This window comes from Acidovorax sp. FG60, from assembly GCF_057808995.1.
Map to the genome: position 1 here is coordinate 433,571 of NZ_JBMDJC010000002.1, position 26,403 is coordinate 459,973.

A 26,403-nucleotide genomic window follows, 5' to 3' on the forward strand; every position below is an offset into this window, starting at 1 on the left:
GGAGAAAACGATGAACCGAGAGCAACTGATCAACAACGTCCACCACTATTTCGATGACGGCCGCTTTGCCGATGACCTGCGCCGACGCGTGGCCTGGCGCACCGAAAGCGACACCGGGCAAGTCCCCCCCACGCTGCGCACCTACCTGACCGACGAAATCGTGCCTTGGCTGGAGCCGCTGGGCTTTGACTGCCAGGTGCTCGACAACCCCGATCCCAAGGGTGGCCCGCTGTTGCTGGCCCGCAGGGTAGAAGACCCCGCCTTGCCCACCGTGATGACCTATGGCCACGGCGACGTGGTCAACGGCCAGGACAGCCAATGGCGCGAAGGTCTTTCGCCCTGGGAGCTGACCATTGAAGGTGACCGCTGGTATGGCCGTGGCACCGCCGACAACAAGGGCCAACACACCGTCAGCCTTGCCGCGCTGGGGCACACGCTGGAGGCACGCCAAGGCCGTCTGGGCTACAACGTGACACTGCTCATGGAGATGGGCGAAGAAGCCGGTTCACCCGGCCTGGCCGCATTCTGCGAACAGCACAGGGATGCGCTGAAAGCCGACCTCTTCGTGGCCAGCGACGGCCCCCGGGTGAACGCGGCGCGCCCCACGCTCTTTCTGGGTTCGCGCGGTGCCATCAACTTTTCGCTCGCGGTGCGCAGCCGCGACAAGGCCTACCACTCGGGCAACTGGGGCGGCGTGCTGGCCAACCCGGCCACCGTGCTCACGCACGCGCTGGCCACGTTGGTGGACGCCCAGGGCCGCATTCTGGTCGAGGGCTTACTACCGCCCGCCGTGCCCGACAAGCTGCGCACCGCACTGAAAGACGTGGTGATCGGCGCAGGTGCCGATGACCCTGCGCTCACGCCCGGATGGGGCGAACCCGGCCTCACGCCCGCCGAACAACTGGTGGGCTGGAACACTCTGGAAGTGCTGGCTCTGGGTGCGGGCAACGCCCAACGCCCGATCAATGCCATCCCTTCCCAAGCGGTGGCCCATTGCCAGCTGCGCTTTGTAGTGGGCACCGACTGGAAGAACGTGCAAGCCACGCTGCGCGCGCATTTGGACGCGCATGGTTTCAGCCAGGTGGAAATCACCATGGGCATGGTGTGCGGCGCCACCCGGCTCGACCTGCACAACCCCTGGGTGGACTGGACGCTGGCGTCGCTGCAAGCCAGCGCGGGGCAGCCTGCCACCTTGCTGCCCAACCTGGCGGGCTCTCTGCCCAACGATATCTTTGCGGACCAGCTGGGCCTGCCCACCCTTTGGGTGCCCCACTCGTACCCGGCGTGCGCGCAACATGCGCCCAACGAGCACCTGCTGGCACCTGTGGCCCGCGAAGGGCTGGCCGTCATGGCAGGGCTGTTTTGGGACCTGGGTGAGGCGCAGGGCACACCGTGGAAGGAAGGACGTATCACCACCGCTGCGTAGACACCAGACGTACTGACCGACGCAAAAATGGGGCTGTTCAGCCCCTTTTTGCTATCTGTGCACAGTGATCACAATGCCGGGTCGCGCAGCTCCCAGCGGATGGCGTCGATCTCCTTCAACACCTCTGGCGACAGCGTGGTTCCCCAGGCATTCAGGTCTTCATCCAACTGCGCCACCGACGTCACGCCGATGATGGTGCTGGCCACCTGCCACTTGGTGTAGCAGAACGCCAGCGCCATTTGCGTAGGCGTCATGCCACTGGCACGGGCCAGGGCGTTGTAGCGGCGCGATGCCGTGAGCGCCTCGGGGCGGCCCCAGCGCTGCTTGCGCACGGATTCATACGTGGCAATGCGTGCGCCCTGGGGTGCCGATGGGCCGGTGATGCCGCTCTCGTCGTACTTGCCCGTCAGCAGGCCAAAACCCAGCGGTGAGTAGGCGAGCAGCGACACGTTCAGGCGGTGGCAGGTTTCGTCCAGGCCGTTTTCCCACGTGCGGTTGATCAGGCAATACGGGTTTTGCACCGTAGCCACGCGCGGCAGGCCGTGCTGCTCGGCCAGGCGCACGAATTCATGCACGCCATAGGGCGTCTCGTTCGACAGGCCGATATACCGCACCTTGCCCGCCTTCACCAGCCCCGACAAAGCTTCGAGCTGCTCGCGAATGGGGGTGGTGGAGGTTTCTTTGGAAGGGTCGTAGTACAAGTTGCCAAAAGCGGGCACGTGGCGCTCGGGCCAGTGGATCTGGTAGAGGTCGATCACATCGGTCTGCAGGCGGCGCAGGCTGCCCTCGCACGAAGCAACGATATCGGCCGCAGCCATGCCCTTGCCCTCGCGCACCCAGGGCATGCCGCGCGAAGGGCCCGCCACCTTGGTGGCCACCACCAGTTTCTGGCGCGCACCGGGGTTCTTGGCGAACCAGTTGCCGATGATGGTTTCGGTAGCGCCAAAGGTCTCAGCCTTGGCTGGCACCGAATACATCTCGGCCGTGTCGATGAAGTTCACCCCCCTTGCCAGCGAGCGGCTGAGGATGTCGTGGGAATCAGATTCGTTGACCTGTTCACCAAAGGTCATGGTGCCCAGGCAGATGGGGGTGACGTGCAGGTCGCTCTGACCGAGTTGGATATTGTTCATGCGGACTCCGTTGGCAAGCCGCGCAGTTTACGGGTTGCCAGCAAAGTCTGCAGGCCTGGGCTTGCACACCCGCCTCACAGGGTTTGCTGCACGCGCCATGCGGCAAACCCTGCGGTGTTTTTCTACCGTTCCATCAGCCCGTTCGACGGCAGCGTTTCATCCAGCAGTTTGCGCGCTGTCTCCACCCCTGCCACGGGCAGGCCGTTGGGATCGAGCAACCCCACCTGCACAAGCACACTGGCCTGGTCCCAGTAGATATGCTCGTGGTAGAGCTTGTCGCCGCGAAACTTGACCACCGCCAGCAGCGGTATTTCTACACGCCGCCCCGTGGGCGCGACGCCGGGCAGCATCCAGGGGATCTCGGTGGTATGGGTGAAGCAAAACAGCATTTCATCCACCACCTGCGTGGCGCCCACCGTGCGCGAGATGGGGGTCAGGCTGGTATCCGGTGGGTTGCTGTTGACAAAGTGACGGGTGTAGAAGTCGTGCAGATGCCGGTAGCCCACACCGCCCGTCATGGTGGGGATGTGGTTCACATAGGGCTCGGCCACCATGGTGGACATGGTGGCGTCCACATCGCGCGTGGCGAACTCATATTCGCAGTGTTTGTCCCACAGGGCCGAGAGGTCGTAGTGTGGCCCCATTGCGCGTCGCAAGGCAGCCACGCTGCGCTGGTGCGCCATCAGGGCCGACGGCTTGTGGAAGTGGTCGCCACCCACGCGTGCAAACGCATGGTCGGTGCCGGGGTAGATGTACAGCTCCACATTCTCGCGGCCAGAAAGGGCCTGCACGATGGCCTCGCGCGCGGGCGGCGGGCAGAAACCGTCAAGCTCAGCGATGTGCAGCACCAGGCGGCACTGGATATCAGCGGCTTCAGCCAGCGCAGCTTCTATGCCGACGCCGTAGTAGCCCACCGCCACGTCGGCATCGGTACGGCAGGCCGCCAGGTAGGCCAGCTTGCCGCCCAGGCAGAAGCCCAGCACACCCACCTTGCCACCCTGCGTGCGGACCTCGGGGCGCGCACGCAGCGCCGAGATGGCTGTCTGCAGGTCCTGCACGCCCTTGGCTTCGTCAAAGCCCTGGTAGAGCGCAAATGCGCGCGGCATATCCTTCGCTGCATCGAGTTCAACCGCCGGCTCCTGGCGCCAGAAGAGATCGGGTACCAGCACCACATACCCTTCCTCTGCGTAGTAGTCGGCGACGTCACGCATGGTGCCGTTCACTCCAAAAATTTCCTGTGCAAGCACCAGCCCTGGTCCGCCGCCACTGGCGGGTGTGGCGAGGTAAGCGCGAAAGCTGCCGCTGCCGTCTGCGGCTTCGAGGGTGATCCATTGTCCTGGCATGTTCGGGATCCTTGTCGAGGGTATTAGTGGTTTCAGGAGGGTTCAGGAAGCCGCAGCCCCCGAGGTGGCTTGGGGCGCTGCAACAGCCACGGTGGCATTCGCATGCCGCGCCAGCAGTTGCCGGGTGACCACCGCATAGTCCGATGGGTCCACTGGGCCCAGCCACTGCTTGAAGCGGGTGAGCACACCAAGCGGCAGCCCCATGTCCTGCAGCAGTTCGTCAATGTTGTGCACCGAGAACGGGATGATGTTGGTGCCTTTAGAATGCTTGCCGTCGGTGCGCTCCTCCATCCAGGCCAGGCGCCGGTCGATCTGCGCGTTCATCTGGTCCGGCGGCGGCAGCTGCAGCCCACCGCGCAGGTGGTTGGCCAGCCACAACGCACCGATCTCGCAGTTGAGCTGGCTGAAGAACGAGGAGTTGTAGCCGTTGAACGCCAGGCGCGGCATGCCCACAGGCAGGATGGACCGGTACAGCCGGAAGTTGCCGCGTGCATCGGTCACACGCTGCAGCACACTGCTGTCGAAGAACGGCACCTGCTGGTGCCAGCCCGTGCCGCAGACCACGATGTCGGCAGGCACCGTTTCACCGTTGCTCAGCACAGCCTGCCCGGGCTTCAGGGTCTGGATGCTCACGCCTTTGCGCACGCCCAATTCGCCAGCGGCCACCTTCTCGTAGAAGCCGTCGGTCACCAGACTCACGGTGCTGCGGGCGATGGTTTCGAGCGGCGTGCCCGGGTGCAGGCCGATCTCGCGGAGCTTGAGTTGGCGCATGACCACCGATTCCACGCTGCCCAGCATGGAGTTGCGCACCGGCAGGCCCGGGCCGTGCAGGAATTTCTCGAAACCCTTGGGCTCGATGTACTTGAACAGCGCCTCGCCCATGCGCGTGAGCAGCAGGAACTTGAAGTTCAGCACGTTCATGAACTTCTTCGGAATCTTCCAGATGAGGTGGCGCGCAAGTACCGTGGTGCTGGCACTGTCGGCCGCGATGGCATTGGCCACATCGCACGACGACTTGCCGTAGCCCACCACCAGCACATGCTTGCCGCACGCATCGTTCGCGTTGTTGAACTGGCTGGTATGGCACACACGCCCGCCTGCGGCCACAAAGGCATCCGCCCCCGGGTACTGCGGCACTGCAGGCTCGCTGAAGATGCCGTTGCACACCACCAGGTAATCAAAGCGATACACCTCGGCCGGCAAGGCGCCGCCCTGCCCCGTCGCTGCGCGGCGCGCCTGCACGGTCCACACACCGGCCTCTTCATCGAGCACCGCGCTCTCCACCGTGGTGGACATGCGCAGGAATGGCACCAGTCCGAAGTGCTCGGCATATGACTGCAGGTAGGCCTGCACCTGCTGGCCCGAGGGCCACTCGGGGTAGCTGGCTGGCATCGGAAAGTCCGACAGCGCATAGGTGGTGCGCGGGTTCTGCGTGGTCAGGCCCGGGTAGCGGCGCGAGGCGGCCCACACGCCACCCACGTCAGGCTCCTTCTCGAACACCGTCACCTCAAAGCCAAAGGCGCGCAGCACCTTGGCGGTGGAAAGGCCGGCGAAACCAGCACCGATGATGCCTACAGATCGGATGGTCATAGCTGCTCCTTCACGACATGAGTTTGGGGATGGCCGGCTCGTACGACTCTGGCCCCATGGCCGAGTAGCCGCCGTCGCAGGCATAGTCGGCGCCGGTCACGAAGCTGGCCAGGTCCGAGCACAGGAAGAGCACCACGTTGGCCACCTCGGCCGGGTCGCCCACGCGGCGCAGCAGGTGGAAGGGCGCGGCCACGCGGTCGGTCTTGGCGCGGTCACCACCGGTGAGCTGGTCCATGATGGCTGACCAGGTCCAGCCGGGCGAAACGCTGTTCACGCGCACACCCTCGCCCGCCAGGTCCATGGCCATGCTGCGCGTGAGCTGCACCATGGCCGCCTTGCCCACCGGGTAAAGCCAGCGCCCGGTCTGCGCCACACCCGAAGAGATGCTGGTGAAGTTGACCACCGCCCCGCCCCCAGCCTGCTGGAAATGCGGGCGCACGGCCTTGAGCACCATCACCGCGCTGACCAGGTTGACGTTGAGAGAGGCCAGCCAGTCCGCGCGCGGCGAGGCGATGCCGTCGTCCAGATAGGAACATGCCAGGTTCACCAGGTAGTTCACCCCGCTATGGCGCGCGGCGGCCAAGGCCACGCAGGCGGCCACCTGGGCGTCATCGGTGATGTCCGTGCGGCTGAACAGCACCCCATCGCCCAACTCGTCCGCCAGGGCCTGTCCGGCCTCGGCATTGATGTCGGCCACCACCACCCGCACCCCAGCCTGGTGCAGTGCACGCACCACCCCGGCACCGATGAGGGTGGCGCCCCCGGTCACGATCGCGCTCTTGCCGCGCATGCCTTCAAATCCCTGGACCATGCTGACTCCTGTGCTGACTGAAACATGTTGCGGCGTAGCAGCGGTAACACGCCGTCACATCCGCCCCCATGCACCCGGTGCTAACGCTCTTGCGCAGCACCCGGGGCATGCACAAGAATAGAAAAGCAGCCCGCACATCCACATCCCGAAAGCGCAGGGCGTATCCCACAAACGCATGTTTTCGCGCCCCTGCCGTGGCGTGTTTCGTGCTTGCCCCAAAACCAACACACCACCGGCCAAATCGCATGCACACCGCCCAGCCGAACAGCACCGCGCACCCGCTACCGCTGGAGCGCTATCGCCTGTTCGACAGCCACGACCTGGACGAGGCGCGCGAATTCGTGGGCCGCGTGTTCTGCCCGCATGACCTGGCCACACTGCGCCCGGGCGCGCAGCTTGACGCTTGCCACCACAGCGTGCCCCTGCACCGCGACGCGAGCCTGAACTACGTGCAGTACGGGCCGGCGGTGCGCATTGAGCCTGGCCATTTGGGAGGCTTTTACCTGCTGCAGATTCCGCTGCGCGGTGGCGCCATGGTGCGGTGCGGCAGCCAGGCCGTGGAATCGCATGCGCTCATGGCCTCGCTGCCATCGCCCACTGAAACGCTGTCGATGCGCTGGCATGACGACAGCCCACAATTCATCGTCAAGATAGACCGAGCGGCTATGCAATCACGCTTGTCTGCACTGCTGCAGGCGCCCTTGCACCAGCCGCTGGTGTTTAACCTGGGGGTGGACCTGACCAACCCGGCGCTCTTGGGCATGACGAGCTTCATTGCCTACCTGCGCTCTGCGGTAGAAACCAATGCCATCCTGCTGGGACACCCGGTGCTGGCCGAGCAGGCCGAGAACCACCTGCTCACCAGCCTGCTGCTCAGCACGGGACACAACTACTCAGCGGCACTGGCCTCAGGTGCATTCAGTTCTGGCGCAGTGCCCACGGTGCTGCCGCGCGTGGTCAAGCGTGCGCAGGAGTACATGCACAGCCAGTTGGAACAACCCATCACCCTGGCCGATGTGTGCGCGCATGTGGGCGTCAGCGCCCGCTCGCTGCAGCAGACCTTTGCGCAATGCACGGGTAAAAGCCCCATGGCATTCCTTCGGGATTTGCGGCTTGATGCCGCCCGCACGGCACTGCAAAGCAAGTTTGCAGAACGTGCACCGCAGGTGTCGGATATCGCCGCGCGCTATGGTTTTTTTCACCTCGGCCACTTTGCAGAAGGCTACCGCCGGCGCTTCGGCGAGACGCCCTCAGAGACACGCCAGCGCCTGGGCCCACCGCACTGATCCCCGCTCACCCCGGCTGTGCCACGAAGGCATCTGCAAAGAACAGGGTGGACTGCATACCGGCCGAGGCCATAAAGTCGCGCCGCGCGGCATTCACCATGGCGGGCGCACCGCAGGCATACACCTCATGCTGCGACAAATCTGGATGGTCCTGCAACACGGCCTGATGTACCCAACCCCTACGCCCCGTCCAACCATCGGCTTCGGAGGAGTCTGACAGCACCGGCACATAGGTCAGACGTCCTTTCAAGGCCTGTTCCCATTCCTTGCAGAGGTCATGCAGATACAGGTCCTGCCGCACGCGGCCGCCCCAGTACAGGGTGATTCGGCGTCCACTCCCCGCGGCAAGGAGCTGCTCCACCAATGCCTTGATAGGCGCAAAGCCTGTTCCGCTCGCCAGAAGAATGGCCGGGGCATCGGTGGCGGTGTGCATGCCGAAGGTACCAAACGGCCCCTCAATGCGCAGCACATCGCGCACCTTGAGTTTGGCGAACACCTGGTCCGTGAAAAGGCCGCCCGGCAGGTGGCGGATGTGCAGTTCCAGCAGGTCAACGCCCTCACGCGCCGGGGTGGCCAGCGAATAACTGCGACGCCGGTTGCCAGGCAGCAGCACATCCACATACTGGCCCGCCGCGTAGTGCAGGCGCTGGCCTGCGGGCGGTTGCAACTGCACGCGCATCACATCGGGGGCAAGACGCTCCATGGCCGCCACCCGCACCGGTAGCTTGCGCACATCGATACCCGGCATGTGGGGGATCTCGGCACACTCCAGCTGCAGGTCACCCGCGGCTGCCGAGCAGCACAAAAGGCGTTGGCCCTGGGCCAGGTCTTCAGCCGTCAGCGCGGAGGGTAAGGCCCCAGCAATATCCTGGACCGGCCCATGCAGCACCTGCGCCCTGCAGGCGCCGCAGCTGCCCGTTTTGCACTGGTGGGGCAAGCGGATGCCTGCGCGCGCTGCGGCGTCCAGCAGACTCTCGCCAAGCTGCGCCACAAACATCTTGCCGGCCGGCAGCAGCGTGACGCGGTGCTCCTGCGCACGGAGTTCAGCGTATGCCTGCGCAGATGGCGATTTCTGTAGATCCAAGTCCACATCACAGTCCAGCATGGTCGGCCCTTCAACCCTTACACCGTAAGGTAACGCGCCCACAGGCTGCGGTCTGCATTGAGCGCAGCAGAGTCGCCCTGCCACACCACCCGCCCGCGCTCCAGGATCACATGGCGGTCTGCCAGGTCCACCAGGCGGTGCACGTATTTGTCCACCACGAGAATGGTCTGCCCAGCGGCCTTGAGCGTGGCCAGGCAGCGCCAGATCTCCTCGCGGATCACGGGCGCCAGGCCTTCGGTGGCTTCATCCAGGATGAGCAGGCGCGGGTTGGTGGACAGCGCTCGGCCCATGGCCAGCATCTGCTGCTCGCCCCCCGATAGCTGGTTGCCCAGATTGTTCTGCCGCTCCTTCAGGCGCGGAAACACGCCGTAGATGCGCTCCAGGTCCCACGCATCGCGCAGGCCATTGCGGTGGTCGGCAAAGGCCACCAGATGCTCGCGCACGGTGAGGTTGGGAAACACATGGCGCCCCTCGGGCACGATGGCCAGGCCCAGACGGGCGATGGCATCGGTCTTGAGCCTGCCGGTCGCCTCCCCCGCAAAGCGGATGCCACCGGCTGTAGGGCGCAGCGCACCGACCAGGGCCTTGATCGTGGTGCTTTTGCCCATGCCGTTGCGGCCGAGCAGCGAAACCACTTCGCCTGCCGCGATCTGAAGGTCAATACCAAACAACACCTGGCTCACGCCATAGCCGGCCTCCAGGGCCTGGCAGTTCAACAGGGGCTCTGGCGCGCTCATGCGATGGTCTCCAGCGTTTCGGTGCCCAGGTACACAGCCTGCACCTCGGGATGGTTGCGGATCTCGTCGGGCTTGCCAGCGGTGAGCACACGGCCATACACCAGCACGGAGATGCGGTCGGCGAGGCGAAACACGGCCTCCATGTCATGCTCGATGAGCAGCACCGCCATGTCCTTGCGCAGAGCCTCGATGAGCTGCACCATCTGTTGCGACTCATTTGGCCCCATGCCCGCCATGGGCTCATCCAGCAGCAGCAGCTTGGGGCTCGCAGCCAGTGCCAGCGCCACATCCAGCGTGCGCTGTGCGCCATGCGGCAAGGCACCCGCCGTCTCGGCAAGGCTGTGCTGCAGCCCTACGCGCTCTGCCAGTTGGTCTGCCTTGGCGTACAGCTCAGCGGCTTGCGAACGTGGCTGCAGAAAACGAAAGCTGGAGCCACTGTGCGCCTGCACCGCCAGCAGCAGGTTGTCACGCACGGTCTGCGCAGGGAAGATGCGCGTCACCTGGAAGCAACGCGACAGCCCGTGGGCCACACGGCCGTGCATGGGCAGCGGAGTGATGTCCACGCCGTCGAGCAGCACACGCCCTGCATCGGGCTGCAGCAGGCCCGATATCTGGTTGACCAGCGTGGTCTTACCAGCGCCGTTGGGGCCAATCAGCGCATGGATCTCTCCCCGCTCCACCGACAGGCTCACATGGTCGGTGGCCAGCAGGCCTCCAAAGCGCTTGACCAGGCCTTCGACTTGAAACAGGCTCATCGGGCACTCCTTGCGCGCCGGTCTGCCAGCGCCGCCAGGCCCTGGGGCGCATACAGAGCGGTGACGATCAACAGCGCCCCCAACGGCATGTGCCAGTAGTCGGTATTGAGCTTGAGCACCTCTTCGAGCGTGAGCCACACCGCAGCTCCCACCGGTCCGCCCCAACGTCGGCCCAGGCCACCAATCACCACCATCACAATGAGCGTGGCCGATTGCGTCCAGTGCATCATCGACGGGCTCACGAAGCTGTTGCCAGTGGCCAGCAGCGCACCAGCCAGTCCCGCCACCGCCCCCGCCAGCACAAATGCAGTCAGCTGCAGCAGATACACCGGGTAGCCCAACGCCCGCATGCGCGTTTCGTTGTCGCGGATGCCCGTGAGCGCTGCACCAAAACGCGAGGCCGTGGCCCGGTCAAGCCACCACAGCACCAAAGCCACCAGCGCCAGCACCACCCAATACAGCGTGGACTCATCGGCACCATTGAGCCCCAGGCCCAGCAGCGGCCGCATGGGCAGGGTGTAGCCGTCGTCGCCGCCATAACTGCGCAGTGACACAAATACGAAGTACAGCATCTGCGCAAAAGCCAGCGTGATCATGATGAAATACACGCCCTTGGTGCGCAGCGATACGGCACCAATGAGCAACGCCGCCAATGCCGCCAATGCCATCGCTGCAGCCCATACAATCCAGGCCGATGTAACGCCCGCGTCCGAGAGCATGACCACCGCATAGGCCCCCACGCCCACGAACCCGGCATGCCCCAAGGCCACCATGCCACCAAAGCCCATGATGAAGTTCAGGCTGGCGGCAGCCAGGGCCACCACCAACACGCGGCGCACAAAACCGATGTAGAAATCCAGGCCCAGGGCCGATGCCACCAGCGGGAACAGCGCCAGCGCCCCCAGCAAGGCCAGCGGCAGCAGTGCGCCACGCCAGCGCGGCACATTCTCCTGCTGCAACGCGGAAGAAGTAAAACTCAGGGAAGAAGGCATATCAGGTTCCGTCGGTTCTATACGCCACCCGCAGCGCATGGAACTGGCGCGGCCAAGGCCAGTGCCCCCGCGCAAGAGCCGCCCCGCCGCAAAGGCGGCGTATCCAGAGCTTGCGCTGGGGGCGTCCCCCTCCCGACTCGCGCCGCGAGTCGAGAAAGGGGTGAAGGCGCGAAGCGACTCAGGGGGTGTTTCATTTCAGCCCTTGGCAGAAAACAGCCCCGCAGGGCGAAAAGACAGCACTGCGGCCATCAGCGCGTACATGGCCACTTCGGCGCACAGCGGCCCCAGGTCGGCAGCCACGGCGGGCGGCAAGGTAGCGCGCAGCAGCAGCGGCAGGAAGGCTCGGCCAATGGTGTCCACCAGGCCCACCAGCAGCGCGGCCACAAAGGCGCCCCGCACCGAGCCAATGCCGCCGATGACAATGACCACCAGCGCAGGAATCAAAATGGACTCACCCATGCCCACCTGCACGGCCATGATGGGTCCCATCAGCGCACCAGCCAGTGCGGCCAGTGCAGCACCCAGCAGAAAGATGCCACTGAACACGCGCTTGACGCGCACGCCCATCAGCTCGGCCATCCACCGGTCGGATGCCCCCGCCCGCACCAGCATGCCCACGCGGCTGTGGTTGACCAGTAGGTACAAAAGCCCTGCCACCAACACCCCTGCGCCCAGCACCACCAGGCGGTACGAGGGGTAAGGCAGCCCGGCAAACAGCTCCACCGGCCCCGCCAGGGCTGCGGGCGTGGGGGCCATGATGGGGGACGGGCCCCACACCATCTTTACGGCATCGTCGGCCACCAAAATCACACCGAACGTGGCCAGCACCTGGGCCAGGTGGTCACGCCCATACAGGCGGCGCATCAGCGTCACCTCCAGCAGCACCGCCACCAGCATCGTGGCCGCTATGGCCACCAGCACGGCGCCTGCCAGCGAGCCGCTTTGCACATGCACGGTGGCCGCCACATAGGCCCCCACCATGAACAGCGAGCCATGCGACAGGTTCATCACGTCCATGATGCCGAAGACCAGCGTGAGGCCCGCAGCGATGAGGAACAGCATGAGCCCATAGCCCGCGCCGTTGAGCAACTGCTCGAAGACAAGTATCGGATTCATGGTGCGCAGGGGCCTGTTCAAGTGGGCTGCCAACGATCACTTCAATGGGCACTGGCTGGCATAGGCATCGCCGTAGTTCTCCAGCACCGTCTTGATGGTCTTGTTGGTCACACGGCCTTCAGCGTTCTTGCCGATGGTGCGCAGGTAGAAGTTCTGCACCGGGAAGTGGTTGTTGGCGTATCGGAACTTGCCACGCACCGAGGGAAACTGCGCCTTGGCAAAGGCCTTGATAAGAGCCTCCTTGTCGCTCACCTTGCCGCCCACGGCCTTCACAGCGGCGTCCATGGCGGCAATCACGTCATAAGCCTGGGCTGCGTAGATGGACGGATAGCGGCCGCCGTACTCCTTGCGGAAAGCCGACACAAAGGCCTTGTTGGGCGCGTTGTCCATGTCATGCGCCCAGTGTGTGGTGTTGAACAGGCCCAACATCGGTTCGCCCACCGCGCCGATGATGTCTTCGTCGGCCGAAAAACCGCTGGTGACCAGCGTGATGTCCTTGGACAGGCCTGCGCCCACAAACTGCTTGATGAAGTTGATGCCCATGGCACCTGGCAAAAAGAAATACACCGCATCAGGCTTGGCCGCGCGCAGCTGGGCAAGCTCGGTGGCGTAGTCGATCTGCCCGACCTTGGTGTAGATCTCGTCGGCCACCTGGCCCTTGTACTTGCGCTTGAAGCCGGTGATGCCGTCCTTGCCCGCCGGGTAGTTGGGCGCCATCACCACCATGCGGCCAAATTTCTGATCGGCAGCAAACTGCCCAGCTGCCTCGTGGAACTGGTCATTCTGGTAGGCCGTGCCGAAGAAATACGCGTTGCACTGGGCGCCTGCGAGCTGGCTGGGACCGGCGTTGTTCGAGAGGTAAGGCACCTTGGCCGCGAACAGCGAAGGCGCCACCGCCAGCGCCACGTTCGACGCGATGGGGCCGGTGAAAAGGTCGATGTTCTCGCGCTGCACAAAGCGGTCCACCAGCTGCTTGGCCTGGTCGGGGCTGCCGGCCATGTCGGTTTGCACAAACTCGACCGGTTGGCCGCCCAGCTTGCCCCCGAGCTGCTTGATCGCCAGGGCAAAGCCGTCACGCGCCTCGGCACCGGGGCCTGCAAATGGGCCCGAGATATCAAGCGCCATGCCGACCTTGATGGGGCCGGACTGCGCAATCGCAGATACGCAGCTGCAGGCCCCCAGGGCCACCAGAGCCGTCAGGCGTGCCACAACGTGCACGCGAGAGGATGAGCGAAATGTGAGAGCCATCTTCAGTCCTTGTCTAACAACGTTCAAAAGAAAATCGGTGTGCACTACACGCCCACCTCGACCCGCCCCGCCACCACGCGCACCGGGAACGTGCGCACCGCTTCGGTGACCGGTGCCTTGCAGGGAGCGCCCGTGCGGATGTCAAAGGTGCCCTGATGCAAGGGGCATTCCACACAGCCGTCTTCCACGTAGCCATCGGACAACTTGGCGGCACCGTGGGTGCACAGGTCGTATAGGGCGTACAAGCCCCCTCCTTCGCGGAACACCGCCACGGGCAGTCCGCCCGCCACCACGGGCCAGACGGCGCCGTCCGGGAAGTCATCGGGTTCGCCCACGTCGTGCCAGGCGGCGCAGGTGTGCCAGGTGGTTTCAATGTCTGTGGTTGTTTGCATGGTGGATCTCAGATGGGGGTGGCCAACAAGGTGGGTACGCGCAAGGTGTCGTACACCACCCGCTTGCTGCGGTAGCGCCACTCGCCTTCGTGTTGCACCACCTCGTCGAGGTAGGTGCCCGCCTGGTACACGGTGGAATCCCCGGCCTGGCCGGTGATCACCACGATGTAGCTCGACTGCGTGCGCACCACGTCGTCCTCCACACTGGTGATGACCAGGCCCGACGTGGCGTGGCGATAGGCATGGTCCTCAAAGATGTTGGCGTGGCGCAGGGAGAGCACACGGTCGCGCAACATGCCGGCGTTGCGGCAGTACACGATGGGCGCAGGAAAGCCCGCATCGAAGTTCTCCTTGGGGATGATTTCGTAGCGGCAGTCCTCCACAAAAAAGCCAGGCCAGTCTTCCAGCCGGTTGGTGTCCAGCGCGCTCACATAGCGGTGCTGCAGCTCCAGCAGCTCGGTCCACAGTTGCAGTCGTTGCAGTTGTGTTGTCATCTCGGTGGTTCCTCAATAGCCCATCAGCTTCTGGTAGCCCACCCAGAAGCGGCGGATCAGGTTTTCGGTGATGACGGTGTCTTGCTGGTCTGGCGCCTCGCGCGCCATGGCGATGTAGGAGTGCTTGTCGCCATCGCGCACCGTGCCCCGCTGGACCAGTTCGGTGGCCTCGGTGTCTTCCATCGAGATATAGCCCGCAGGCCCCACCAGGTTGGCCTGCAGCAGGCGCAGCTCGCGCATCTCGGGCGTGTCGTCCTCGTAGCCAAAAAAGTGAAACACCAGCTCGAAGTTGCTGGGCCCCTTGGGCAGCAACTGGCGCGCCACCAGCGTGTTGTGGATTTGCTGTACCACCAGCTGCGGAAAGATGGGCTGGATGTGGTTGGTGGTCATCTCATCGAACTCCTTGATCTGCCCCAGCAGCGTCGGGTCTTCGAGCGCAAAGCCTTCGTCCATCGAGCGGATGTTCTGCGCGCTGTAGGCCGCAGCGGTATCCGTCTCCACCTCAGGCTTGGTCACGGTGATGATGCTGTGCAGGCCGTGGTTCGCATCGGGGATGGAGCGCGCCTTCATCCCCACGCGGAAGATGTTGAAGGTGGTGTGGAACAGGTGCAGCAGGCTGGCGTGGTACGGGTCCTTCACGTTCTCGAAGTACAGCTTCCAGTTCGACTTGGAGTACTGCCGCGTGCAGCCCAGGTAGACGATGGGCTTGTGGAAGATGCGGTCGATCCATGGGCGCATCTCGGCGCCCAGGTAGTCAGGCAGTGGTGGGGTTTCGCCGCTGAAGGTGGCAAACAGCAGCCCCTTGTAGCTGTCCACGCGCAGCTTGTGCAGGTTGTGTTCTTCGGGCTTGAAGTCCTTGGGCATGCCCACCATGCCCTTTTGGCCCCGGCGAAACGGCACACCCTGCAGGTCGCCATTGGCCGCAAAGCTCCACTGGTGGTACACGCAGGTGTGGCTGGCGGCATTGCCGCGCTTTTCGCGGCACACCATGGCGCCACGGTGCGCGCAGCGGTTGACCCAGCACGAAAGGCCTTCAGGGGTGCGGGTGACCACCACGGGCGTATCGCCAATGAACGTGGATTTGAAGTCACCCACATTGGGGATCTCGGCCTCCAGGCCCAGAAAGCTCCACACGGGGCCACGGAAGATGCGCTCCTGCTCGCGGTCATAGACCTCTTGCGCGCTGAACACCCGGTACGGCACGTTGGAGCCATCAGGCTGCGGGAAAAACACCTGGCGCTGGGCCTTCAGCGAGGCGGGTGGTGCGACTTCAACAACCGGGATTTCAGACATGGGCAACACCTCTTGGATGGGGATACCTCCATGCTAAAAATCGAAGCACACTCGCGCTATCCAGTATCGGCACAGTGCGCGCAACGCCTGTCCGGTTCTTGCAAATCTGATGGGAGTTGTGCAGCGCTGGAGCGTGCGGCAGCCCCTGCGCCATGCAGGCGACTGCAGCAGTCGGAGTGGCCAGTGAAACTACGCGCCAGCCGTCTGGCTCGGCAGCTCGCCGAAGCGCTCGCGGTAGTAGCTCGAAAAACGGCCCAAGTGGCCAAAGCCAAATTCCAGCGCGGTATCTGTCACGCAGTGGCCCGGCTGCTCCAGCAGCCGCGCACGCACGGCGTCCAGTCGGCGGTTGCGCAACAGCGCCATGGGGGACTCGCCATGGTGGCGCTGGCACAGCATGTTCAGCCCGCGCACGCTCACGCCAGCAGCACGCGCCAGGTCTTCCAGCGCCACGGGGGCGCTGAGGCGGCTGCGCATGTAGTCATCCAGCCGCTCCAGGCGGCGCAGGTCGCCTGCGGCAGCGGCACTGGAAGGCAGTTCGATCTGTGGCACCGTAGGCTGCATAGGTACCGGCATGCCCTGCGCACACGATGCAAGGAACAGCGCCACATTGCTCTCCATGTGATCCACCCAGCGCACCTGGGCAGCGCTCTCCACCGTCTGCTGGCTCACGTGCAGCAGGGACTGCATCAGAAAATGCCACTGCTGCCCCTGCACCGAGGACAGCGCAACGATGGGGTGCACAAAACGGGTGTCGTTCTGCAGAGATTCGGGTGCCCAGGCCCGCAACAACTGGCACGGCACCTTGAGGATGAGCTGGCGCGCGCCCTGCTGCCAGCGCATGTGCAGGTCGCGGCGCGGCGCGATGAGCGCAGCGGCCCCCGCAGGCAGGCGGATCGGTACCCCATCCGACACCATCTCGGCCACGCCCGACAGCGACAGATGCACCAGGACAAAATCATCGAAAGGGCGCGGGCGGATTTCCACCTCTGCACCGTATTGCAGCATGAACATCTGCAACTGGCGGATGCGCACCTTGGACAACGCAGTGTCCACCGCACCACTGCACCATTTCAGGCCGTGGTCCGAAAACTCGCGGGCCACCAGATCATGGGAATCCACCCGCGCGTCCGAGGTGAACACCGGCCGCCGCTGCAGGGCGGACAGGTCCAGAGACAAGGTAGACGGGGACGCCATCGGATAAGACCTCTTCGTGGGAATAGGCGCAGCACATTCGACGATGCGCTGCTTGATATGCGTCAAAACAGCAATTTCCATACCCAAGGGGTCTTATCCGTCTTTTGTCCGTTGCAGGCCCTTTGCCTGGAGGGGCACATCCCATCGCGCTCCCTGGCTTTCGCTGCCTGCGCAGCCCTCACTACCTTGAGCCACCTAGGCGACAGGCCCCGCCCCACGGCTGGCTGGCACCCGACGTAACATTGCCGCCACACCGGATGCGTGCTTTGCAGCCACCTGCGCAGCCCCACCCCACACTGACCGCCCTGCCGTTCTCTCCATGTACCAAGCCCTCAAGCCCTCCCGCAGCAGCACGCTGCCATTGCGCCACCTCGATTACCACGTCCGCCACTGGGGCCCTGAGCAGAGCCATCTGCCCACGCTGGTGCTGGTGCACGGCTGGATGGACGTGAGCGCCTCCTACCAGTTCACGGTGGACGCGCTGCAGCAAGAGCGGCGCATCATCGCGCCCGACTGGCGCGGCTTCGGGCTCACGTCCAGCGCGCAGGCCGACCATTACTTTTTTGCCGACTACCTGGCCGACCTGGACCTGCTGCTGGACCACTACGCGCCCGGCGAGGCCATCGACCTCGTTGGCCACAGCATGGGCGGCAACGTGGCCATGATGTACGCCGGTGTGCGGCCCGAACGCGTGCGCAAGCTGGTCAACCTCGAAGGCTTCGGCTTGCCCGCCACGCGGCCCGCGCAGGCGCCCACGCGCTATGCGCAATGGATCGACGAAATCAAGCAGCTGCACCAGGGCAACAAGGACCTCAAGACCTACGACAGCGCCGATGGCGTGGCGCGCCGCCTCATGAAGACCAACCCGCGACTGTCGGAAGACAAGGCGCAATGGCTGGCCCAGCACTGGGCGCGACCCAACGCGCAGGGCCTGTGGGAGATCCTGGGCGACCCTGCGCACAAGATCACCAGCGCCCAGCTGTATCGCGTGGACGAAGCCCTGGCCATCTACGAGCGCATTACCGCTCCCGTGCTGGCCATAGAGGCCAGCGGCGACAGCCTGGGCCAGTGGTGGAACGGCCGGTACACGCTGGACGAATACCACCAGCGCCTGACCCATGTGCGCAACTGCCGCACCGCTGTCGTCGCAGACGCGGGCCACATGCTGCACCACGACCAGCCCGAGCAGGTGGCGCAGCTCATGGAGCAGTTCCTGAACGAAGCGTAGCCAGAATTTGAGCCCAATTGGCCGCTAGCGCTTACCCAACAAGCGCCAGCAGCTATCATTTTTGAAATTTTGTCCCCACAGATTCTCCGTTTGGCAAGCCCTCTGTCAGTCCAGTTGCCCAGCCAGGGGGCATTGAGGGGGCCGTGGCCCATCCCATGAGAAAATCGCGGGTTATTCCACCGAACACTCAGGACAAGAATCATGGACGCAGAACGTATCAACCTTATCGGCACCACCCTCAGCGACCTGGCTCTGCGCACGCAAGAGTTACGGAGGTATCTTTGACTTCGATGCCAAATTTGAACGCCTGCGCACGGTAAACGCATCGCTGGAAGACCCTGCGGTCTGGAACGACCCCAAGAAGGCCCAGGAGCTGGGCAAGGAACAAAAGTCTCTCTCCAGTGTGGTCGTCACGCTCGACAAGCTCACGCGCGAGCTGGCCGACAACGCCGAGCTGTATGAGATGAGCAAGGAGGAAGGCGACGAGCCGGGCCTCATGACCATCGAGGCCGAAACCGCCAAGCTGCGCCCGCTGATCGAAGAGCTGGAGTTCCGCCGCATGTTCAGCAACGAGGCCGACCCGCTCAACTGCTTTGTGGACATCCAGGCCGGCGCCGGCGGCACCGAGGCATGCGACTGGGCGAGCATGCTGCTGCGCCAGTACCTCAAGTACGCCGAACGCAAGGGCTTCAAGACCACGGTCGAGGAAGAAACCCCGGGCGACGTGGCCGGCATCAAGAGCGCCACGATCAAAGTTGAGGGCGAATACGCCTATGGCCTGCTGCGCACCGAAACCGGCGTGCACCGCCTGGTGCGCAAGAGCCCCTTCGACTCGTCGGGCGGCCGCCACACCAGCTTTGCCAGTTTGTTCGTCTACCCCGAGATTGATGACTCGATCCAGATCGACATCAACCCGGCCGATGTGCGCACTGACACCTACCGCGCATCGGGCGCGGGCGGCCAGCACATCAACAAGACCGACTCGGCCGTGCGCCTGACGCACATCCCCACGGGCATCGTGGTGCAGTGCCAGGACGGCCGCAGCCAGCACGGCAACCGCGACATCGCCTGGCAACGCCTGCGTTCGCGGCTGTACGACCACGAGATGCGCAAGCGCCAGGAAGAGCAGCAAAAGCTGGAAGACACCAAGACCGATGTGGGCTGGGGCCACCAGATCCGCAGCTATGTGCTGGACAACAGCCGCATCAAGGACCTGCGCACCAACGTCGAAATCTCGGCCACGCAGAAGGTGCTCGATGGCGACCTGGACGCCTTCATCGAAGCTTCGTTGAAGCAAGGCGTCTAAGCGATGCGGATGCGCACCGACGCCATCATCTTCGACATGGACGGTACCATGATCGACTCCATGCCCTGGCACGCCCAGGCGTGGGTCGAGTTTGCACGCCGCCGTGGCATGGACATTGACGTGCCCGATCTCATGGCACGCACCACGGGCCGCAACGGCACCGAGTGCATCGTGGAGCTGCTGGGGCGCCCCGTGTCGCAAGACGAGGCCGACGCGCTCACGCACGAAAAGGAAACCATCTACCGCGAACTGTTCGCCCCCCGCTTTTCTGAAGTGGCGGGTTTTCGCCAGTTCGCAACCCAGGTGCGCGCGCGCGGGCTCAAGGTGGCCGTGGGTACTGCGGGCGACATCGGCAATGTGGAATTCGCTCTGGGCCACCTGGGCCTGGAACCGGCCCCACAGGCCATCGTGCGCGGCGACGAGGGCCTGCCTGGCAAGCCCCAGCCCGCCATCTTTCTGGAGGCGGCACGCCGCATTGCGGCAGCCCCCGAGCACTGCATCGTTTTTGAAGACGCGCCTTTTGGCATTGAGGCCGCACGCCGCGCCGGCATGCGCGCCGTGGCCATTTGCAGCACCCACACGCCCGAACAACTGGCCGGGCCCCATGTGCTGGCTGCCGTGCGCGACTACACCGAACTCATGAACACCGACTTTCTGGAGAGCATCCATGTTGCAACTGCATAGCGCAGACGGAAGCGGAGACGGCGCAGGCCCGGCCGCCGCCATCCGCCGCGAGGACTACACGGCCCCCGCCTACTGGATCGACAGCGTCGAGCTGACCTTCGACCTGGACCCCAACAAGACCCGCGTGCTCAACCGCATGACGCTGCGCCGGAACCCCGATGTGGCTGCGCAGCCGCTCAAGCTCGATGGCGATGACCTGAACCTGGCGCGCGTGCTGGTCAACGGCCAGGGCACCTCGTTCAAGATGGAAGGCGCGCGCCTGGTGCTGGAGAACCTGCCGGAGGGCGCCGAGCCCTTTGCGCTTGAGATCTTCACCACCTGCTGCCCCGCCAAGAACACGCAGCTCATGGGCTTGTACGTGAGCCAGGGCACCTTCTTCACGCAGTGCGAGGCCGAGGGCTTTCGCCGCATCACCTACTTCCTGGACCGCCCGGACGTGATGGCCAGCTACACCGTCACGCTGCGCGCCGACAAGGCCCAGTACCCGGTGCTGCTGAGTAACGGCAATCTGGTGGACAGCGGCGAGCTGGAAGACGGCCGCCACTTTGCCAAGTGGGTGGACCCGCACAAGAAGCCCTGCTACCTGTTCGCCCTGGTGGCGGGCAAGCTGGTGGCCCGCGAGCAGAAGATCAAGAGCCGTTCGGGCACCGACCATCTGCTGCAGGTCTACGTGCGCCCCGGCGATCTGGGCAAGACCGAACACGCCATGAACTCGCTGATGTACAGCGTGGCCTGGGACGAAGCCCGCTTCGGCCTGCCGCTGGACCTGGAGCGCTTCATGATCGTTGCCACCAGCGACTTCAACATGGGCGCGATGGAGAACAAGGGCCTGAACATCTTCAACACGAAGTACGTTCTGGCGAGCGAATCCACGGCCACCGACACCGACTTCGCCAACATCGAAAGCGTGGTGGGCCACGAGTACTTCCACAACTGGACGGGCAACCGCGTGACCTGCCGTGACTGGTTCCAGCTGAGCCTGAAGGAAGGCCTCACGGTCTTTCGCGACCAGGAATTCAGCATGGACCTCGCGGGCAGCCCCTCGGCCCGCGCCGTCAAGCGCATCGAAGACGTGCGCGTGCTGCGCACGGCACAGTTCCCCGAAGACGCGGGCCCCATGGCCCACCCGGTGCGTCCCGACAGCTACGTCGAGATCAACAACTTCTACACCGTCACCATCTACGAAAAGGGTGCCGAGGTGGTGCGCATGCAGCACAACCTGGTGGGCCGAGAAGGTTTTGCCAAGGGCATGAAGCTGTACTTTGAACGGCACGACGGCCAGGCCGTGACCTGCGACGATTTTGTGCAGGCCATCGCCGATGCCAACCCAGGCAGCCCGCTCACGCAGCATCTGGCCCAGTTCAAGCGCTGGTACAGCCAGGCCGGCACGCCCCGCGTGCGCGCCACGGGCCGCTACGACGCGGCCACGCGCTGCTATGCGCTCACACTGTCGCAAAGCTGTGCCCCTACGCCCGGCCAAAGCGAGAAGCAGCCTTTCGTCATCCCGGTCGAGCTGGGCCTGATCGATGCCACCACCGGTGCCGCCCTGCCCTTGCACCTCGCGGGTGACGGCGCTGCAGAAGGCGCAGCCCCCGCCACCTCGCGCGTGGTGGTGCTCACCGAGGCATCGCAGACCCTGACCTTCACCAACCTGGACGCCGAGCCGGTGCCGTCGCTGCTGCGCGGTTTCAGCGCCCCGGTGGTGCTGGACATCGACTACACCGATGCACAGTTGCTCACCCTGCTGGCACACGACGCCGACGCCTTCAACCGCTGGGAAGCAGGGCAACGCCTTGCGCTTCGCACCGCTATCAATGCAATAGCTGATAGCGCAATGGGGACAAGCGCTAGCGGCCAATTTGACCATCAAATTCTTGCTGCGGAATTTGTGGATGCCATGCGCAGCGTGCTGCGCAACCCAGCGCTCGACGCGGCCTTCAAGGAGCTGGTGCTCACGCTGCCATCCGAAACCTACATTGCAGAGCAGCTGGCGGTGGTGGATCCACAGCGCATCCATGCCGTGCGTGACGCCATGCGCGAGCAGTTGGCCCTGTCGCTGCAGGCCGACTGGGAAGCGGCCTGGGAGCAGAACCAGGACACCGGTGGCTACAGCCCCGACCCTGTGTCCTCGGGCCGCCGCGCACTCAGCGGGCTGGCGCTGCACATGCTGTGCATCGCCGCGCAGAAGACGGGCGACGTGGTCTGGCCCGGCAAGGCGTACCAACGCTTCAAGGTGGCCACCAACATGACGGACCGCTTCAACGCCCTGACTGCCCTGGTGGCCAGCGGCAGCGAACTGGCCACACCCGCCCTCGCCCGCTTCCATACGCTGTTCAAGGACGAGCCCCTGGTCATCGACAAGTGGTTTGCGCTGCAGGCCGGTGCGCCCGACCGTGGCGGCAACGTGCTGCCCGCAGTGCGCCAGCTCATGGCGCATCCAGACTTCAGCCTGAAGAACCCCAACCGCGCACGCAGCGTGATCTTCAGCTACTGCAGTGCAAACCCCGGCGCCTTCCACCGGTCGGATGCCGCAGGCTACGTCTTCTGGAGCGACCGTGTGATCGAGCTGGACGCCATCAACCCGCAGGTCGCTGCCCGCCTCGCGCGCGCGCTCGACCGCTGGAAGAAGCTGGCAGACCCCTGGCGCAGCGCCGCCCGCGAAGCCATTGCCCGCGTAGCCGCCAAGCCGGATCTGTCCAACGACGTGCGCGAGGTGGTGACCCGCGCACTCGCCGAATAAACCACGACCGAGAAGAGACTGACATGGCAAAAAGCATCAGCCTGACCCGCTACCTTGTTGAACAGCAACGGGTGGACGGACTCATCCCCTCGCAACTGCGCCTGCTCCTGGAAGTGGTGGCACGCGCCTGTAAGAGCATCAGCCACGCCGTGAACAAAGGCGCGCTGGGCGGCGTGCTGGGCACGGCCAGCAGCGAAAACGTGCAGGGCGAGATCCAGAAAAAGCTCGACATCATCGCCAACGAGGTGCTGATCGAAGCCAACGAATGGGGCGGCCACCTGGCGGCCATGGCGTCTGAGGAAATGGACGGAATCTACCTGGTGCCCAACCGCTACCCGCAAGGCGAATACCTGTTGCTGTTCGATCCCCTGGACGGCTCCAGCAACATCGACGTGAACGTGAGCATCGGCACCATCTTCAGCGTACTGAAAAAGCCCGATGGTGACCGCGGCGTGGAGGAAGGCGACTTCCTGCAGCCCGGCACCCAGCAAGTGGCCGCAGGCTACTGCATCTACGGCCCGCAGACCACGCTGGTGCTCACCGTGGGCGATGGCGTAGCCATGTTCACACTCGACCGCGAACAGGGCTCCTTCGTGCTGACCGAAGAAAACGTGCGCATTCCCGAGGACACCAAGGAATTCGCCATCAACATGAGCAACATGCGCCACTGGGACGAGCCCGTGAAGCGCTACATCGACGAATGCCTGCAGGGCAAGGACGGCCCGCGCGGCAAGGACTTCAACATGCGCTGGATTGCCAGCATGGTGGCCGATGTGCACCGCATCCTGACCCGTGGCGGCGTCTTCATGTACCCCTGGGACAAGCGCGAGCCCAACAAGCCCGGCAAGCTGCGCCTGATGTATGAAGCCAACCCCATGGGCTGGCTCGTTGAGCAAGCTGGCGGCGCCGCTACCAATGGCAAGCAACGCATCCTCGACATCCAGCCCACCCAGCTCCATGAGCGCGTCAGCGTGATCCTCGGCTCAAAAAATGAGGTCGAGCGCGTGACCAGCTACCATTCCACGCTATAATTCGAGGCTAAGCCGGTGTAGCTCAGTCGGTAGAGCAGCTCATTCGTAATGAGAAGGTCGGGTGTTCGATTCATCTCTCCGGCACCAAGTCAGCAAAGGAAACCCCGCTATCGAAAAGGTAGCGGGGTTTTTCTTTTCCCATTGCTTGTAGGCAATCTGTAGGCAATTCGCATTTTTCCATCGCTTCCCCCCAAAGCCAGAAACAGCAACAATGCGAAGCAAAAGGAGACAAACATGAAAGCAGCGCACGCACTCTGTTTGGCGATTGGGTTTGCACTCACCGGTTGCTCATACCAGCTACAACTGCAACAGCGCGGCGGCCCTGCCCTTGGTACAGGCACGGCGCATGACAATGACAGTAGCGTGACGATTTCTATTGGTTCGCGCGTTTTTACAGGCCAGTACGCATACGCGTCAGATTCTTCGTTTGGGTCATTCGTGGGAGTAGGAAAGGGCGCAACCTCTGGTTTCGTGTCCACCACATCAGGCGGCGGCGGAAACATCATGGCGCGTAGCTCCGACGGTGTTGGTTTACGCTGCCGTTTCCAATACTCCGAAATGAGCAATCAGGGCTTCGGGGAGTGCCAAGACGATATGGGCGCAACCTATGACCTGCAGATAAGGATGGGCGGGGCTCGCTAACGACGATTTGGCGTCGCGCATCATGCTCCGCTAGGTTCGGGGCAGAGCGCCCCAAGCTCGGAATGACCTTACCGCCTCGCGCGCGCGGAACGCTCCGGCGAGATATGTCAGTCCCTAAAAGGCTGTCCTGCACCTGCACAAATCCCCCCTGCGCGGGCGCTCTTTTTCGGACTCCGAAAACCAGGCGCATTGCCGGACACTGGCCCGTACTTTTCTGTACTTTGCGGGCTTGATCCCGGAACAAGGCGGGTTTCTGAACTTTGTTTAACCAGTCTCTCCCGGCTTGCAGCGCAGGTTGTCGGGCAACTTCCACGTATCGCGGTCGCGGCCATACAGCGGCGGCGGCTTCCAGTGGCCTTGCACTAGCGCAGACAGGCCCGTGATGATCAGCCGGTCTATCAGTGCCTGGGTGTTGCTGTTCGGGAAAAGCTCTTGCGCAGCCTGTAGTGCCTCAACAGCAGCCGCGCCCGGCATGTAGTCCACCCGCATCCTGCCAGCCCTTGTCGTGCATTGGTTTGCCTTGAGTGTTTTCATTGTTTTTCAGAGCAACGAACCTTGCACTGCGGTCGTGTTGGCCCAATGCCCGGGGCGGCATCTTCGCTCGCCCGCTCGTCGTTCACAGCTTCGGTGGTCGGGTGGTGGTGGGTCAGTTTTGTTTGCATGGCGTTGTCCCTCAATGCGCTGTAGTGTGCTGACGGTTTAGCAGGCCGGTTAAAAAGTGAAGAGGCTTTGCTGTCAGCCGCTGGTAGCTTCCATGCTCGTCTGCACTCCATTTTTGCCCCTTGGACTGGTAAACATATAAAGGTGGTACACGCGGTGTCCTATGGCTTGCTTTTTCCCGTGAAGATGAAAACTCAGCCGAAACCCGCATGGTTGCTAGGTTTTCGGCCTTTTCCACCATAGTCGCGCCGTGACCTAGTCCTTTGCTCCATGTGTCACGCGGTGTCCTAGTTTTGGCCCCGACTAAGTCACGCGGTGACGTGGCATCTGTCACGCCGTGTCCTTGGTTTTTCAATTTTTCGGGACTTGCTTTGATGGCAGATTCAGCGGCTGCAATCAGTTGTAGACCGTGCTGCGCATTGATCACACGCTTCCATTCGTGGGTTTCTTTCATGGCCTCCAGGTGCTTCGCTGGTATGGCGTAGCACTCGCGGTCTGTCAGGCGGTACAGGTTCGGTAGGCGCTGTCCGCCTTTGGTACAACCCCCTTTGCGTGTGACTGCAATCAAACCTACTGCGCACAAAGCCCGAAGGCTCCGCGCAAGGGTCATGTGGTGCCCAATGCCGCATTTCTTTGCACGGGTCAGGGGTAGGGACAAGTCGCCGTTGTTATAGCCCTTGAGCTCGCGCAGCAGCGCCAGATAGGCCAGCACGTCGTGCGGTGACAAGGCCGCGAATGCAGCGCTGTCGTACACATCGCTATAGACCCTCAAGCTGTGCCCCCGTGGGTCTTTGAATGGCTTCTGCTTGCTCATTCCATGCGCCCTTTTCCACGTTGGGCAAGCCACTGCAAAACGGCGCGACGTCCTTGCAGTGTCAGCCAGTAAATGCCAGGGCGTGCAACGCAGCCGTCACGGTCGATAACCTCTATGCGCGTACAGGGCAGGTGCGCTTTTCCAAGCCCATATTCACGCAGTCGCCTGATCAGGTCGGGGCCGTTTGCGCAACCCACTTCCCCATCAAAAGCCTCACGGGGTACAGACGGACGGCGTAGCAGGAAGTCCAGCGCGCGCAGCTCGCGCGGGTTGTCGGTGCCTCGGAACGTTGCGGGGTGTTCACTGGAATCGTGGGCTGCGGCCTCGGGGAAAAAGCCCACTTGAATCTTTGATGGAGCGGCAGGCTTTTTCATTTGCGGCCCCCT

At 63.8% G+C, this 26,403-nt stretch carries 26 protein-coding genes and 1 tRNA gene; 9 read left to right on the forward strand and 18 right to left on the reverse strand.

Annotated features, from left to right (window positions below; all coding sequences use genetic code 11):
* Window positions 1-10 precede the first annotated feature (10 nt).
* Window positions 11-1,426, forward strand: coding sequence for a M20 family metallopeptidase (locus ACODS0_RS04805; protein WP_488833175.1), 1,416 nt, complete (start codon window positions 11-13; stop codon window positions 1,424-1,426).
* Between the two features lie 68 nt (window positions 1,427-1,494).
* Here the strand turns inward: ACODS0_RS04805 and ACODS0_RS04810 are convergent, their stop codons facing one another.
* The 4 genes from ACODS0_RS04810 to ACODS0_RS04825 all read right to left on the reverse strand — a co-directional run bounded on the left by ACODS0_RS04810 (window position 1,495) and on the right by ACODS0_RS04825 (window position 6,300).
* Complete coding sequence (locus tag ACODS0_RS04810; RefSeq protein ID WP_488833177.1) at window positions 1,495-2,556, reverse strand: aldo/keto reductase; 1,062 nt, start codon at window positions 2,554-2,556, stop codon at window positions 1,495-1,497.
* A 122-nt stretch (window positions 2,557-2,678) separates the two neighbouring features.
* A complete protein-coding gene (locus ACODS0_RS04815) occupies window positions 2,679-3,899 on the reverse strand; it encodes a dienelactone hydrolase family protein (protein ID WP_488833179.1) in 1,221 nt (406 codons plus the stop codon).
* 42 nt (window positions 3,900-3,941) lie between these two features.
* Window positions 3,942-5,489, reverse strand: a complete 1,548-nt coding sequence (locus ACODS0_RS04820; protein WP_488833181.1) for a flavin-containing monooxygenase — start codon at window positions 5,487-5,489, stop codon at window positions 3,942-3,944.
* Between the two features lie 10 nt (window positions 5,490-5,499).
* A complete protein-coding gene (locus ACODS0_RS04825) occupies window positions 5,500-6,300 on the reverse strand; it encodes an SDR family oxidoreductase (RefSeq protein ID WP_487255291.1) in 801 nt (266 codons plus the stop codon).
* A 245-nt stretch (window positions 6,301-6,545) separates the two neighbouring features.
* Between ACODS0_RS04825 and ACODS0_RS04830 the strand changes: the two genes are divergently transcribed.
* The gene (locus ACODS0_RS04830) at window positions 6,546-7,586 is read left to right on the forward strand and encodes an AraC family transcriptional regulator (protein ID WP_488833184.1); all 1,041 of its coding nucleotides are present in this window, start codon (window positions 6,546-6,548) and stop codon (window positions 7,584-7,586) included.
* A 7-nt stretch (window positions 7,587-7,593) separates the two neighbouring features.
* Here the strand turns inward: ACODS0_RS04830 and ACODS0_RS04835 are convergent, their stop codons facing one another.
* The 10 genes from ACODS0_RS04835 to ACODS0_RS04880 form a co-directional block, all read right to left on the reverse strand.
* A complete protein-coding gene (locus ACODS0_RS04835) occupies window positions 7,594-8,691 on the reverse strand; it encodes a CDP-6-deoxy-delta-3,4-glucoseen reductase (protein WP_488833186.1) in 1,098 nt (365 codons plus the stop codon).
* A 17-nt stretch (window positions 8,692-8,708) separates the two neighbouring features.
* On the reverse strand, window positions 8,709-9,428 hold the full coding sequence (locus tag ACODS0_RS04840) for an ABC transporter ATP-binding protein (RefSeq protein WP_488833187.1): 720 nt from the start codon (window positions 9,426-9,428) through the stop codon (window positions 8,709-8,711).
* Entirely contained in the window at window positions 9,425-10,183 is a 759-nt protein-coding gene (locus ACODS0_RS04845) for an ABC transporter ATP-binding protein (RefSeq protein ID WP_488833189.1), read from the reverse strand. Before ACODS0_RS04845 ends, ACODS0_RS04840 begins: the two co-directional genes overlap by 4 nt.
* On the reverse strand, window positions 10,180-11,175 hold the full coding sequence (locus tag ACODS0_RS04850) for a branched-chain amino acid ABC transporter permease (RefSeq protein WP_488833191.1): 996 nt from the start codon (window positions 11,173-11,175) through the stop codon (window positions 10,180-10,182). The genes ACODS0_RS04845 and ACODS0_RS04850 overlap by 4 nt, the downstream gene beginning before the upstream one ends.
* Window positions 11,176-11,370: 195 nt before the next feature.
* A complete protein-coding gene (locus ACODS0_RS04855; protein ID WP_121420450.1) occupies window positions 11,371-12,291 on the reverse strand; it encodes a branched-chain amino acid ABC transporter permease in 921 nt (306 codons plus the stop codon).
* Window positions 12,292-12,327: 36 nt separating this feature from the next.
* Entirely contained in the window at window positions 12,328-13,539 is a 1,212-nt protein-coding gene (locus ACODS0_RS04860) for an ABC transporter substrate-binding protein (protein WP_488833194.1), read from the reverse strand.
* Between the two features lie 44 nt (window positions 13,540-13,583).
* On the reverse strand, window positions 13,584-13,931 hold the full coding sequence (gene andAb, locus ACODS0_RS04865; protein WP_488833196.1) for an anthranilate 1,2-dioxygenase ferredoxin subunit AndAb: 348 nt from the start codon (window positions 13,929-13,931) through the stop codon (window positions 13,584-13,586).
* Between the two features lie 8 nt (window positions 13,932-13,939).
* Window positions 13,940-14,425 (reverse strand): anthranilate 1,2-dioxygenase small subunit AndAd, encoded by a 486-nt coding sequence (gene andAd, locus ACODS0_RS04870; RefSeq protein ID WP_055402627.1) that lies wholly within the window; start codon window positions 14,423-14,425, stop codon window positions 13,940-13,942.
* Between the two features lie 12 nt (window positions 14,426-14,437).
* On the reverse strand, window positions 14,438-15,718 hold the full coding sequence (gene andAc, locus ACODS0_RS04875) for an anthranilate 1,2-dioxygenase large subunit AndAc (RefSeq protein WP_055402630.1): 1,281 nt from the start codon (window positions 15,716-15,718) through the stop codon (window positions 14,438-14,440).
* Window positions 15,719-15,907: 189 nt separating this feature from the next.
* Entirely contained in the window at window positions 15,908-16,912 is a 1,005-nt protein-coding gene (locus tag ACODS0_RS04880) for an AraC family transcriptional regulator (RefSeq protein ID WP_488833199.1), read from the reverse strand.
* 319 nt (window positions 16,913-17,231) lie between these two features.
* Here ACODS0_RS04880 and ACODS0_RS04885 point away from each other — a divergent pair, with 319 nt between their 5' ends.
* The 7 genes from ACODS0_RS04885 to ACODS0_RS04915 all read left to right on the forward strand — a co-directional run bounded on the left by ACODS0_RS04885 (window position 17,232) and on the right by ACODS0_RS04915 (window position 24,543).
* Window positions 17,232-18,140 carry an alpha/beta fold hydrolase gene (locus tag ACODS0_RS04885; RefSeq protein ID WP_055402634.1) on the forward strand — a complete coding sequence of 303 codons (909 nt, stop codon included), beginning with the start codon at window positions 17,232-17,234 and terminating at the stop codon, window positions 18,138-18,140.
* Window positions 18,141-18,341: 201 nt separating this feature from the next.
* Window positions 18,342-19,446, forward strand: a protein-coding gene (gene prfB, locus ACODS0_RS04890) for a peptide chain release factor 2 (protein WP_121420455.1) whose coding sequence is annotated in 2 segments (ribosomal slippage) — window positions 18,342-18,422 and window positions 18,424-19,446 — 1,104 coding nt in all. Because the reading frame shifts where the segments join, the coding sequence is not laid out codon by codon here.
* Between the two features lie 9 nt (window positions 19,447-19,455).
* A complete protein-coding gene (locus ACODS0_RS04895; protein ID WP_055402639.1) occupies window positions 19,456-20,130 on the forward strand; it encodes an HAD family hydrolase in 675 nt (224 codons plus the stop codon).
* Window positions 20,114-22,870, forward strand: coding sequence for an aminopeptidase N (pepN, locus tag ACODS0_RS04900; protein WP_488833204.1), 2,757 nt, complete (start codon window positions 20,114-20,116; stop codon window positions 22,868-22,870). The genes ACODS0_RS04895 and pepN overlap by 17 nt, the downstream gene beginning before the upstream one ends.
* Window positions 22,871-22,893: 23 nt before the next feature.
* Entirely contained in the window at window positions 22,894-23,901 is a 1,008-nt protein-coding gene (locus ACODS0_RS04905; protein ID WP_055402642.1) for a class 1 fructose-bisphosphatase, read from the forward strand.
* Between the two features lie 11 nt (window positions 23,902-23,912).
* Window positions 23,913-23,988, forward strand: a tRNA-Thr gene (locus ACODS0_RS04910).
* 147 nt (window positions 23,989-24,135) lie between these two features.
* Complete coding sequence (locus ACODS0_RS04915) at window positions 24,136-24,543, forward strand: hypothetical protein (protein ID WP_488833206.1); 408 nt, start codon at window positions 24,136-24,138, stop codon at window positions 24,541-24,543.
* Window positions 24,544-24,807: 264 nt separating this feature from the next.
* Here the strand turns inward: ACODS0_RS04915 and ACODS0_RS04920 are convergent, their stop codons facing one another.
* From ACODS0_RS04920 to ACODS0_RS04935, 4 genes are read right to left on the reverse strand one after another with little or no spacing between them, the layout of a single operon-like run.
* Window positions 24,808-25,032, reverse strand: coding sequence for a hypothetical protein (locus tag ACODS0_RS04920; RefSeq protein WP_488833208.1), 225 nt, complete (start codon window positions 25,030-25,032; stop codon window positions 24,808-24,810).
* A 41-nt stretch (window positions 25,033-25,073) separates the two neighbouring features.
* Window positions 25,074-25,205 carry a hypothetical protein gene (locus ACODS0_RS04925; protein WP_488833210.1) on the reverse strand — a complete coding sequence of 44 codons (132 nt, stop codon included), beginning with the start codon at window positions 25,203-25,205 and terminating at the stop codon, window positions 25,074-25,076.
* Between the two features lie 11 nt (window positions 25,206-25,216).
* A complete protein-coding gene (locus ACODS0_RS04930) occupies window positions 25,217-26,017 on the reverse strand; it encodes a hypothetical protein (RefSeq protein ID WP_488833212.1) in 801 nt (266 codons plus the stop codon).
* Window positions 26,014-26,391, reverse strand: coding sequence for a hypothetical protein (locus tag ACODS0_RS04935; RefSeq protein ID WP_488833214.1), 378 nt, complete (start codon window positions 26,389-26,391; stop codon window positions 26,014-26,016). Before ACODS0_RS04935 ends, ACODS0_RS04930 begins: the two co-directional genes overlap by 4 nt.
* Window positions 26,392-26,403: the final 12 nt, after the last annotated feature.